The following is a 13,025-nucleotide window of genomic DNA, read 5'->3' as shown; positions in this document are numbered from 1 at the left end:
TTTTGAAAATACTAATCATTCATAATAAATATAGTAGTTACAGCGGGGAAGAAGCTGTAGTAGAAGCACAAATTAACTGGTTAAGAAGTAATGGGCATGAAGTTGTTACTTACTTTAGAAGTAGTGAAGAAATCACTTCGATTAAATTTGGTAAAATAAAGTCGTTTTTCACAGCTTTTTATAATCTAAAAACAATTAGAGAAATAAAACAATTAATTAAAAAGGAAGAGCCGAATGTAGTTCATGTTCACAATTTATATCCTTTGGTTTCACCAGCCATTTTACCTGTTATAAAAAAAATGGGCATACCTATTGTTATAACAGTGCATAACTATCGTTTGTTATGCCCAAATGGTTTATTTTTTAATAATAATAAAATATGTGAAAAATGTACAGGAAAAAACAAAGAATTAAATTGTATTTCCAATAATTGTGAAAACTCTTTTTTTAAAAGTACGGGGTATGCTTTGCGTAATTTTTGGGCAAGGAAAAGGGAATATTATACTAGTAATGTAGATGTGTTTTTGTGTTTAACTAAATTTCAAAAAAATAAATTAGTAGCTAATGGTTTTTCAAGTGAGAAATGTGAAGTATTACCAAATTTTTATAATAAACAAATTAAGGAAGTAGATTACAATATTGAAGAAAGAAATTATATTGCTTTTGCGGGGCGTATTAGTCCAGAAAAAGGGATTCCATTATTACTTGCTGCAGCTAAAAAATTACCGCATATTTCTTTTCAATTAGCAGGGGGAATACGTGAAGGGTATGAGAAGGAATTGGAAATCCCTGAAAATGTTATTTTAAGAGGTATGCTTTCTGGAAAGGAATTTGAAGCTTTTTATAAAAATGCACGTTGTTTAGTTTTATCAAGCATTTGGTATGAAGGTTTTCCAATGGTTTTTCCTGAGGCTATGGTACATAAATTACCAATAATAGCTCCAAATATGGCTGGTTACCCTGAGATTGTTGAAGATAATTTTAATGGTCTATTATTCTCACCTAATAATAGTAATTCGCTTGCTAGCTGCATCGAAAAAATATGGAATAATAATACTTTATATCAAAAGTTTGGTGCAAATGCATTTATTAAGGTTAAAAATAAGTATAGTTCAAAAGTATATTTTAATAATTTAGAGACTATATATAATAAATTACTATAATTAATAGAATTTCCTCACATATGAATTTAGCAGAAACAGTTAAAAATAGTGTTTTTAGTAAAAACCTATCAGAAATTAAAACTGATAGTAAATGCAATATAAATACAATTAATGCGTATTCGTATTGTATTGCAAAAAATGACGCATACTTTTCAGAGGTATTAGAAAGAAGTGATGTGTTGTTGCCAGATGGTACTAGTATAGTGTTTGCTGCTAAATTATTAGGCAATAAAAAAATTCAAAAAATTGCAGGTTGGGATATACATAAACATTTACTTTTAGAAGCTAATTTAAAAGGTCAAAAAGTATTTTATTTAGGTGCTTCTGAGAGTACACTGCAACTTATAAAAAATAGAATTAAAAAGGAGTATCCAGCTATAATAGTAGGTAGTTACTCACCACCTTATAAAGTGATATTTTCTAAAGAAGAAGAGGATGAAATGATTGCTGAAGTAAATGCTTTTCATCCAGATATTCTTTTTGTTGGTATGACAGCACCAAAACAAGAAAAATGGGCATACGAGCATAAAAATGAATTAAATACTACTGTAATATGTTCTATAGGTGCTGTATTTGATTTTTATGCTGGCACTGTGAAAAGAGCTCCAGAATGGATGGTTAATATGGGTTTAGAATGGTTGTATCGCCTTATAAAAGAACCAAAACGAATGTGGCGCAGATATTTAATAGGAAACACAAAATTTGTATATTATGTAGTAAATGAAAAGTTTCAAACCTTATTTAATGAAAAAATTAAATAAATAGCTATGCCAAAAGGAAGAATTAAATACTTACCAATTCCTGCTTTTTTAATAAATGCGTTGTTATTATGCAATGCTTTTTTAACTGCAGGTTATATTGTTTTTAATGGAGTAAATCCTTTAAGAAAGATATATGTTTTTCCATATATAGGGGCGTTAGTACTTTGGGGGATTATAACCGTCAAATTAAAAATGTACGATTTTCCAAGAATTATTCACATGGATAAAATAGTGTCAAAAACCGTGTATGGTATTGCGGTATTTGCCATGATAAGTGCTGCATTTTTATATGTTGGAATAGATTATAAATTTTCTAGAGAATTTTTTTTAATAACTATTGTGTCTTTTGGAATTATGCTTATTTGCTGGCATATGATGTTGGTGGTTGTTTTTAAAGCTTATCGTAAAAAAGGGTATAATGTCAGAAATGTAATTATTTTAGGGTATAATATAAAAATAGAACAATTGATAAAAGATGTATTGTTAGAACCAGAAAATGGTTATAAGTTACAATATATATTTTCAGATACTGAAATCCCAAAATCATTACAACCTTATTTTAAAGGAACAGAAGCTGAATTAATTCCTTATTTAGAGAGTAATCAGGCCGATTCCTTATTTATTTCTTTACCGGCGAATCAATCTTATCTTATTAATAAATATATTAGTTATGCAGATAATAATTTAATACGTGTAAATGTAATGCCTAATTTTACCGATTATCTTTCTCAGAAGTTTTATATGAATTATATTGATAATTTAGCATTCTTAGGTTTAAGGAAAGAGCCTTTGGAAAGCATGTCGAGTAGGATTACTAAACGTATATTTGATATATTTTTCGCAATATTTGTGCTTGTTTTTATTGGAGTATGGTTGTTTCCATTACTGGCGATACTTATTAAATTAAATAGTAAAGGACCTATTTTTTTTAGTCAAATGCGCTCCGGAAAAGATGGAGAAGCATTTAAATGTTTAAAATTTAGAAGTATGACAGTGAATACTGACTCCGATTCTTTACAAGCTTCAAAAAATGATGCCAGAATAACTTCTATAGGTAAAATATTACGAAAAACAAGTTTGGATGAAATGCCACAGTTTTTTAATGTTTTAATTGGTAATATGTCTGTTGTAGGTCCAAGACCACATATGTTGGCACATACGGATTCCTACAAGCAATCTGTACATAAATTTATGGTACGGCATTTTGCAAAACCAGGAATAACCGGTTGGGCACAAGTAAAAGGTTTTAGAGGGGAAACCAAAGAAATAAAAGATATGGCTAATAGAGCAGAGGCAGATATATGGTATATAGAAAATTGGACATTAATGTTAGATATTAAAATTATAGTATTAACCGCATGGCAGGTATTTATTCGTGGGGATAAAAATGCGTTTTAGTGTAAAATTTAACAAAATAAAAATAACATTGAATTAATCATATGCACTACCTGATTAGCATAAATTAAGGTTATGGGAATTGAAGCAAATTCAGAAATTTAGTTATTGATATATAAGTTACAACATTTTATTAGAAATAGTTATATTCGTAATATTTAATTTTATAAAAAAGAATAACAGATTAATTTAATATAAAAAATTTAAAAGTTTAAATGAATATTTTAAAAATGAAAAAGAATAAAAAAATATTACAAAAAAGAATGTTAAAATTTTTTTTTATTAGTTTGGTAGTACTTTTTGCAAGTTGTGCATCACCTAAGAAGGTTACCTATTTTCAAGGAGTGTCTGAATTAGAAGGTTTTGAAGAAATTATAAATTTTGAACCTAAATTGCAAATAGGTGATATTTTATCTATACATGTATCCGCAATAGAAGGAGAAACAGCATTAGCGTTTAATTTATATGAGTCACCGGTTATAGAAGGTGCATCAGGAATGGCAAAGCCAATAAATTATTTAGTAGATGCTGAAGGTTTTATTAATTTTCCAGTTTTGGGGAGTTTGCAAGTAGCAGGATTAACAACAATGCAGTTAAGAACAAAGTTAAGTGATATTTTAAAAGCGTCTTATATTACAGAGCCGCTAGTTAATATTAGGTTAATAAATTTTAAAGTTACAGTATTGGGTGAGGTAAATAAACCAGGTTCATATACAAGTACAAATGAGCGTATTTCTATTTTAGATGCTATAGGCTTAGCAGGTGATTTATCAATTTATGGAAAAAGAAATGACATAACATTAATTCGAGAACAAAATAAAAAGAGGCAGTATATTCGTTTAGATTTAACGGATAAAGAATTGTTTAAATCTCCCTATTTTTATATGTCACAAAATGATGTGCTTTATATAGCTCCGAATAAGGCTAAATCAAATTCATCTGCGGTTAGCTCAAATGCCGGAGTAATTCTTTCGTCTATTTCAATTTTAATTACAATTTTAGCCATATTAATAAAATAAATTATGAAGAAAGAAATGAATAATTTTAATGCTATTTTTCAAGATGATGATGAATCTATTAATTTTAGAGAGCTATTTGAGAAGTATTTGTTTTATTGGAAATGGTTTTTTATAGCCGGTGTGCTTTCAATTTTAGCTGCTTATTTTTATTTAAGGTATACTCCACAACAATATCAAGTGTCTTCAACAATATTAATTGACGATGAAAAAAATGGAGGATTGTCTTCTGAGTTATCTGCTTTTGAAGATTTAGGCCTAATTGGAGGTTCACAAGCAAATATTGACAATGAAATTGGGATTTTAAGATCTAGGTCTTTAATGGAAACGGTTGTAAAGGAATTACAATTGAATGTTAGTATTTTTAATGTAGGAAAAGTTGCGGATATTGAACTATATAAGGATAATGCACCTTTTGCTGTTGTATTTGGGGAAGATCAGCCAGAATTATCAAAATTAGGTGCTGCTATTAGAATTTCAATCCTATCAAAAGAATCGTTTAATATTCTTAATGAAGACAAGGAAATTATTGGTAAATATGCATTTGGAGAGCTAGTAACATATAAATGGATTTCATTTAAGTTAAGCGCCTTATCAACTATTGAGAATTATATAAATGAAGAACTATTTTTATATATTAGACCCTTAGAGGATACTGTTGAAAGTTATAAAAATGCCGTATCAATTGAGCCAAATGACAAAAAATCAAGCTTAATTAATTTAAGCATGACATTTCCAATAAGATCTAAAGCTAAAGATATTATAGATAAATTAGTAGAAGTGTACAATAAAAATGCAATTGAGGATAAAAGTTCTATAGCAAAAGATACAGATATTTTTATTACTGAGCGTTTGGATGTAATACGAGAAGATTTATCAGTTGTTGATAAAGGTGTTGAAACCTTTAAAACCACGAATAAATTAACAAATATACAGGCCGAATCACAATTAATTTTATCAACTAACAGCAATGTTGAACAGAAAATAGTAGACCTTAATACACAATTAAAGTTAGTAGAATTCGTATCTAAACATGTGCAAGAAAACACACATGATTTGGTGCCTTCTAATTTAGGATTGGCAGACGCTAATTTAAATGCAAGTACCTTAAAATATAATGAATTATTATTGAATTATAATAGATTGAAAAAAGGCTCAGGAAAGTTAAATCCTATACTTTTAAATTTAGAAGATCAGATTGGAAGAACGAGAGTTAGTATTCTTCAAAGTTTATCTAATTTAGAATCTACTGTGAAAATTTCATTGAAAGATATTCAAAAACAAGATTATCGTCTTAATTCAAAAATTTCTTCTGTACCCAGGCAAGAAAGAGAGTATAGAGATATTGAACGCCAACAGAAAATTACAGAAACATTATTTTTATACTTATTAGAAAAAAGAGAAGAAAATGCAATTTCCTTGGCTGTAACTGCTCCCAATGCAAAAATTATAGATGCAGCACATGGTAGTAAATATCCTGTTTCACCAAAAAGAAAAATAGTTTATTTAGCATTCCTATTGGTAGGTTTAATAATACCAATTGTTATTTTATATATTAAATTTTTATTAGATAATAAGGTACATAGCAGAAAAGATATTGAAGCTGTTGTAAAAGCGCCCTATATAGGAGATATTCCAAAATATTTGGGCACTAACAAAATAGTGGTAGGTAAAGAGGAAAGAAGCGGTATTGCTGAATCTTTTAGAATGTTACGAACAAATTTAGATTTTATGTTGGTTGGTTTTGAAGGAAAATCAAAAACTATTTTTGTGACTTCTACAGTTTCTGGAGAAGGAAAAACTTTTATTGCTGTTAATTTAGCATCTGTTTTGGCACTATCTAATAAGAAAGTGTTATTGATTGGATCAGATTTGAGAAAACCTAAATTGGAAGAATACTTAGATATAAAATTTGGAAAAGGATTGTCACATTATTTAACGGATACATCTTTATTAATTAAAAATGTAATTTCTACTGTAAAGAACCTTAATATTGATGTAATACATGCTGGAGTTGTTGCTCCAAACCCATCTGAATTACTACAAAGTAGCCGTTTTGAAGAAGTTTTAAAGTATGGAAAAGAGCACTATGACTATGTTATTGTAGATACTTCTCCAGTAAAATTAGTAACAGACACACTGTTAATAAGTAAACATGCTGATTTGTTTTTGTATGCTATTAGAGCAGATTATTTAGATAAAAGAATGTTAGAAATTCCAGCGTTATTATATGAAGAAAAAAGGCTATCTAATATGGCTGTTGTACTGAATGATATTGATTTAGAAAGGGGTTATGTATATGGATATGGATATGGTTATGGGGAAGAGTTAACTAAAAAGTCTTGGTGGAAAAAACTACTTAAACTTTAATGTCTTTTATAATAGTAAGATAGGTTATTATGCTTCCTTTTTATTGGAAGTATCAAATTCTTTACTATTAGTTTAAGTTTATGCTTAATAAAAATTATGACAAATTTAAATGTATTAAGTTCTGATTTTTTTATTGATAGAAATTTATAATGGAATGTCTCAAGGAGCATGACTATGAATTTAAAGATTCATCTCTTTTATAACATAAGTCAAATATTACTTTTCTTTGAATGTATATCAATATCAATATCAATTTTCATATTTTACTTGTTAATTTGGATCTCAAAGCTTATTGAATTGAATAATATTTTGAATTTTACATTTTTAGGTGAAAAAATACATACTGACCTTAAGATTATTATTAAGCTTTTAGTATTAGTAATAATTTAAAAATGAATAAATAAACTTAAAGGTGATTGAATATTAATCCCTGTAGAGGAATCTTTAAGCTAATTTAGAGTTTAAATATAGTAGAATTCTTTAGATGTTGTTGCTCTAGATCGAGTTTTAACTCTTTTAAAAATCACAAATTCATAGTAATTAGGTTAGATTCTCATACAGTTATTATAATGAATAATCAACTTAAAGTTTTATTATCAAATAATTAGGTATAAACAATTTATAAATACATAATTTCAAATAGAGTTAAGGGCACAAAATGAGCTTATTAATTAAAAATTAGAATAGAATTTATAATTAAAAAAATGAAATAATTAAAAGGCAGTCATATTATTACTTTCCTTGAATTACTACCGTTGTGGGGACGACAATTTTCTTGAGAAATGATATATGGCTGCTTAATAAAAAATAAGAACTTTTTTTACAACTATATAATATGATTGAGAAAAAAAGACTGTTAGTATATAATATTTTTTTAGATTTTCATTGCTTGCACCAACTTTTCAAATGGAGTTAAGGGCACAAAATCAACTTATTAATTAAACATAAGAATTGAATTTATAATTGAAAAAATGAAATAATTAAAGGCAGTCGTATTATTACTTTCCTTGAATTACTACCGTTGTGGGGACGACAATTTTCTCGAGAAATGATATATGGCTGCTTAATTATAAAATAGAAAAACTCTCTCTATATAACTTCATAATATAATTGAGGAAAAAAGATTTTTGGTATTTTATGTTTTTTTAGTTGTGTTAATTTTTCAAATGGAGTTAAGGGCATAAAATTGGCTTATTAATAAAAACCAGATTTGAATTAATAATTAAAAAATGAAATAATTAAAGGCAGTCGTATTATTACTTTTCTTGAATTACTACCGTTGTGGGGACAACAATTTTCTCGAGAAATAATAAATGACTGCTTAACTTAAAAAGTATAATAACGTTTTATTTCAATATAAAGCATTATTATACTTTTTAAATTTATGTTTAGAATTTGTTGTAATTTTGTTCTTGTTCAAACCAAGCGCCGCCAATTATAAGATTAGCCCATCCTCCAGAATCTTCAGCCGTTCCGTAACCTTCATAAATAGCAAATTTTTGTGGATAACCAACAGAAGTATTATATAAATAATAATCTTTAAGGTCTTTATCTTGATAGTAGATATTAGCTATTGCAGCTATAACTGAATTTTCTCTTGTGTTTACCGTAGACATTGGTTTTCCGTTATTAAATCTTACATCGTTCCAACCACCATTTGCAGAATTTCTTAAATATTTAGATTGCCCCATAATTAAAGTTTTTATACTTTTTTTAGTAATACCATCAGTCGTACTACCTCCTAAATATGGTTTTACGGTTAAATTGGTAGACCCTTTTATTATACCGTCGGTAGTTTTAAAATCATATAATTTATCGTTTGGAAAATGATTTGCTTGGGAGTCTAAATGTGCCATATAAATCAAAGAAGTTAAGGAAATATTAGTATAAAATACACCAAGTGTATTGTCTTTAGAATTATTTCTTATCAATTCCCAATAAGTACCATCAGACCAAGTCACATATTTTATTGCCAATTTAAAAAATTCACGAGTACAATGTTCTAGCTCTAAATCTTCGTTATAAACGGCCCAAGAATGCAAGTAAGCAACTTGGTCTAGTACTCTATTATTAAAGTGGTCTTGAAACCAAGTTACCGCATATTCAACCATGTTATTACCTTTGCTATTTTTAATAGGAAATGGATCATTGTATTGAATTGGAAAAAGACCTTCAGGATATGCTCTGCTAATACCTATATTTTCCCAATTAGCTCCTAAATAGTGGTCCATACGAGACATAAACCAATTCTGTACTAAATTTTTATAGTCCTTAAACCATGTTTCAATGTCATTTTTTTCATTCTCTGTTAAAATATCTGTAAGACCCTTTATTAAATAATATGTATCCTTTAATTTTTTGACTTTTGAAGTCTGAATCATTAATGCATAATGAATACTAAAATTATGATTTATATCCCAAAAAGGATCCTTTAAGTCATTCATGTTAATTGTTTCTAATAGTTCAGCAGCAACTACATTAGCAATCTCAACATCCTCCATAGCATAAGCATACAAGCCTGCCTGATGTATTATTTCTCCGCCTCGTGTGATATTCCAATTAAGGCCAAACTCTGGTCTATATTTGTCAGGGGAAGTTAAAAAATCAGGTAGAGCATCTTTTATATGGCTAAAATCAGAAGTAAAACCAGAGCCTGTAACATAATCAGTTTCAAATCTTTCTTTAAGGGTGTTTTTTGCTTGTTCAGTAAATAAATATGTGTAGTTAATAATTTTAGGTGTATCAATTTTATTTACAATTTCTTGCTCAGTAATTAGAATATCATCTTCAACACAAGATAATGTGAGAAATAGAATTACGAAATAAATAGGAATTTTCATCATGTTGGGTGGGGTTTTTGGGGTTTAATTTATTTTAATATAAAGTCTATATTTTCCAAACAACAAATTGATTTTGATGTTTTTATTTTGAGTTTTATAATTTTTAAAAGATTTTTTGAATCTTTCATTTGTATTTTATTATTCAAAAGGATAATTTTAGACTTTAAGATTGTTCTTTGAGATTAATTTTTCTTCAAATATTTCAGGTTTTTTTTATTAATTTGTCATTTTTAAATTAAAAGTTATTTGAAGTGTACCTAGAGTTAGGTAATTGTTGAATTTTCTGATTTTAATACGATTGTAATTATTCATAATATTTAAATTTTGGGGTTTAAAAGAATTTAAATTTGTTTTTAATAATAAGATGCAAAAATAACTATTTTTAATTGAATTATTACAAGAAATAAACATAGAAAAAGTAAGGGGGAACCATACTGTTTCGGATTTTAACAGCTTTATAATGAGAATATTATTTAAATTGTAATTTCTTTAGTAATATTGGTATATTTAAAACTATATATAGTTTAATTTGTTCCTAAATATAAATAATCTTTCATTATTTCTTTTGTTAGTTAGTATCCCAATGTTCACAAATTTCACCTAGAAAATATTTTGAATCAGAAATGGTTTCATAGAGAAATAGGAAGAAATTTCTAAAACTAATTTTACTCGGAGTAGTATTATTGGATATGTTTATGAAATATTATATAAATGGTGATATTCAAGGGCACGAAGTTGAATTAGAAAAACTAGCCAAAAAACTTGGTGTTATATTAATAGATGGAAATTAACCTCCGAAATAAAAGAAAATTATTTTGTATTATACTGAATATTGGTTGAACTTTTTTTGCTTATTTATTCGGTTCAAACTATTTTTTATCCGTTAGAAGATGAAAAAAAATTTGAATCAGTTTTTTGTTTTAAATAAAGGTTTCTGTATAAAGTGATGTTCTTTTAATCTTTTTATTTCGTCTAGTTTACTGATACCTAATATTCTATTATTCCAAAGAACTTTATTTTCATGTACAAATTTGACCATTCTGAATATAGTCAATGATGTATAGTTGTAGTACTCATTGCAATAACTGTAAGCATGAATTTTGGCAAAGTATAATGGTAATTCTAAGTTACACTTCTCCATAAATGGGTACAATATAATTTCCGTTTAAAAATTCCTTAGGGTTAATTTGGCTTTGTAAGATAACTCCACGGAGATTGTTTTCAAGCAACATTTGAGCGGATTGAACCAAAGGAGCTGCAGTAGTTGTTTGAATAGCTCTCAATTTATGTTTTCCTACTTTTTGAGGTAATATACGTTTGCTAATTTCTCGTCTACGTAAAACACCTAATTTATCTTTACCCTCAACTGCAGCGTATAAAATAATTTGGTCATTTTCCATATGGGGTATTATTCCTTGCATTTTTTGTTGTAAATACTTAATGGCATTAGGTGTATTTCCTAATTTGCTTAGTTGTTGTTTAACCCATTTGTAATGTCCAGGATGTCGTAAGGTTTTGTAATCAAGTGAACATACTTTATCTGATAGTGCATCGGGTAAATCTGCCGCACCACCAGATGTTAAGTCTTCTTCATAAGTAATGCCATCAATAATAATTGTAGCTGTTTCCGACAAGGCGGGTAGTATTGTTTTTTTGAAATTTCTAAGAACTAAAGTGTTTTTTACATATTCAGTTGCTACACCCACCGGACTCCATGTAAATCCATAATAATGTGGTGAAACGGCATGCTTAGTTAGAGCTCCAACTTTAAATTCTAGCTTGTCTACTTTAACAACTTCAAAGTCATTACAAAATTGTTTATAAAGCAAGTTCGCAAGTAAGTTTATGTAGCCAGGGGCCAAACCTGTTTGAAGTACAAATCCTGTTTTGGCATCCTTTGCCAATTCTTTTATTTTTTCAGTTTCTGCAACATATTCTGTAAGGTTTGCATAATGTAATTGGAAAGTTTTAGAAAACTGAGCCATTTTAGGGGCTAAGCTACCGGGTAGGCAGTCAAGTAGAATATCACTTTGCTGCATTATTTCTTCCATTTCATTGGTAATGCCTTCTTCCGGAAGGTGAAAACCTTTAATGAAGCAAGGTTTGTTAGTGCCTTCTTTAATCCATTTTGCTACCTTTAACGCTTTTGAAAGCGTTCGATTTCCAATGTAAAGAGTTGGTGTTACCTCACTCCATTCCACCAATAATAAACCAACTGCTTTTGCTATTCCACCGGCTCCTGCAATAACAATATTATAATGCTTTCTCATATAAGAAAGTTACAAATTTTTAGGCTAACTTTTAGAATTTAGAAATGATTTTATAACTTAAGTCTAAAGAATTTTACAGTTTTAATTATTAGTTATAATCTATTTATTATTATAAAAACAAAACCTAAATTTATATCTAGTAAAAATGTAAGAATCCTAATAAATTAAATTATAAACAAAAAAAGATACAATACAAATTAAAAGAAATAATAAAGCCACCAGTAAATTACCTTTTATTTTTAAAAGTTTATCTTGAAAATAGTATTTTTTTCTTTTTTTTCTTTGCATAATGTAAAATACAAAAAATAAACCATCATATATAATTTCATGGAAAGATAGGGAGTTGAAAAAATGCTCTTAAAAAGGTTTATGTAAAAATACCCGATTCTAATCTGCTAAAAAAATGAATTTGCTCAATGATGAGTAATTTTAAATTGATTCCTACTTTTTTATAGGTTTTTTTGGGATGGAAACTTTTTTTTATCTTTTTTTGTAATAAGTTGTTTAATTTTTTAGTTTTCCTATTTCAGGAAAATACAGTGTTAGCTCAAGACCTTTAATTTTACATTCTGGGTAAAAAACCGCAAATAACTTAATAGCACTAATAAATTGTCTCTGTGAACTTATACCATATTCTCTGGCAACAAACATATCCTCTAAAAATTTTTCAATATCTCTATTTGTTAAATCGGAAATGATTTTAGGTTGTACATAATCAATAAAATCAGCTAGAAATCCAAAATATGTTTTAATAGTACTATCACTATATTTTTTTCCTTTTAAATACTTTACATAATAATTTATAAGTATTTTATTTTCATCAGAAAGATTTCTGTTTTTATAATATTTTAATTTTTCAGAATTGAAACTATCTTTATCAAAAGTAAATTTAAGAAATGGAACAATATCTTTTTTTACAATTTTCAGGTTTATATCAGTAAATTCACAATACCAACTTTTTAAAGTTTTACTCCATCTAAAAATACTTTTTTGCCGCAAAAAATTAATTATTTTATCATCATATTTGAATATAAATAGAATAACTGATTTTTTTCTGTGAATTACCTTTTTTAAAGTAACTTTTGTAGAAGAGATGTGATTTTGATTCATAGCATTTCAAATATATTAAAATTAATTTGATTTTAATATCGAATTTGAAGTGTTCAAGAGTATAAGTAGTTTGTTATCAGTATTAAACAGTTTTATTGTT

Annotated in this window: 8 protein-coding genes; 5 read left to right on the top strand and 3 right to left on the bottom strand. The window is 27.5% G+C overall.

Going from position 1 to position 13,025, the window contains the following annotated elements; genetic code table 11:
• Window positions 1-2: 2 nt before the first annotated feature.
• From DAD81_RS19340 to DAD81_RS19320, 5 genes are all read left to right on the top strand, one after another.
• On the top strand, window positions 3-1,163 hold the full coding sequence (locus tag DAD81_RS19340) for a glycosyltransferase family 4 protein (protein ID WP_111709967.1): 1,161 nt from the start codon (window positions 3-5) through the stop codon (window positions 1,161-1,163).
• Window positions 1,164-1,183: 20 nt separating this feature from the next.
• Window positions 1,184-1,924 carry a WecB/TagA/CpsF family glycosyltransferase gene (locus DAD81_RS19335; protein ID WP_111709966.1) on the top strand — a complete coding sequence of 247 codons (741 nt, stop codon included), beginning with the start codon at window positions 1,184-1,186 and terminating at the stop codon, window positions 1,922-1,924.
• Window positions 1,925-1,930: 6 nt separating this feature from the next.
• Window positions 1,931-3,322 (top strand): undecaprenyl-phosphate glucose phosphotransferase, encoded by a 1,392-nt coding sequence (locus tag DAD81_RS19330; protein WP_111709965.1) that lies wholly within the window; start codon window positions 1,931-1,933, stop codon window positions 3,320-3,322.
• Between the two features lie 227 nt (window positions 3,323-3,549).
• Window positions 3,550-4,338, top strand: a complete 789-nt coding sequence (locus DAD81_RS19325) for a polysaccharide biosynthesis/export family protein (protein ID WP_179950082.1) — start codon at window positions 3,550-3,552, stop codon at window positions 4,336-4,338.
• Between the two features lie 3 nt (window positions 4,339-4,341).
• On the top strand, window positions 4,342-6,705 hold the full coding sequence (locus DAD81_RS19320; RefSeq protein WP_111709963.1) for a GumC family protein: 2,364 nt from the start codon (window positions 4,342-4,344) through the stop codon (window positions 6,703-6,705).
• A 1,388-nt stretch (window positions 6,706-8,093) separates the two neighbouring features.
• On the opposite strand, the gene DAD81_RS19315 is transcribed toward DAD81_RS19320, so the two are convergent.
• From DAD81_RS19315 to DAD81_RS19305, 3 genes are all read right to left on the bottom strand, one after another.
• Window positions 8,094-9,548, bottom strand: coding sequence for a hypothetical protein (locus tag DAD81_RS19315; protein ID WP_157961197.1), 1,455 nt, complete (start codon window positions 9,546-9,548; stop codon window positions 8,094-8,096).
• Between the two features lie 1,124 nt (window positions 9,549-10,672).
• Window positions 10,673-11,815, bottom strand: coding sequence for a saccharopine dehydrogenase family protein (locus DAD81_RS19310; RefSeq protein ID WP_111709961.1), 1,143 nt, complete (start codon window positions 11,813-11,815; stop codon window positions 10,673-10,675).
• A gap of 504 nt (window positions 11,816-12,319) precedes the next feature.
• Complete coding sequence (locus DAD81_RS19305; protein ID WP_111709960.1) at window positions 12,320-12,925, bottom strand: phage integrase N-terminal SAM-like domain-containing protein; 606 nt, start codon at window positions 12,923-12,925, stop codon at window positions 12,320-12,322.
• Between the last annotated feature and the right edge of the window lie 100 nt (window positions 12,926-13,025).

This window comes from Lutibacter citreus, assembly GCF_003260195.1.
Classification (GTDB): Bacteria; Bacteroidota; Bacteroidia; order Flavobacteriales; family Flavobacteriaceae; genus Lutibacter; species Lutibacter citreus.
Note: the sequence above shows the minus strand (reverse complement) of the source record. Positions and strands in the feature narration are given on the sequence as shown.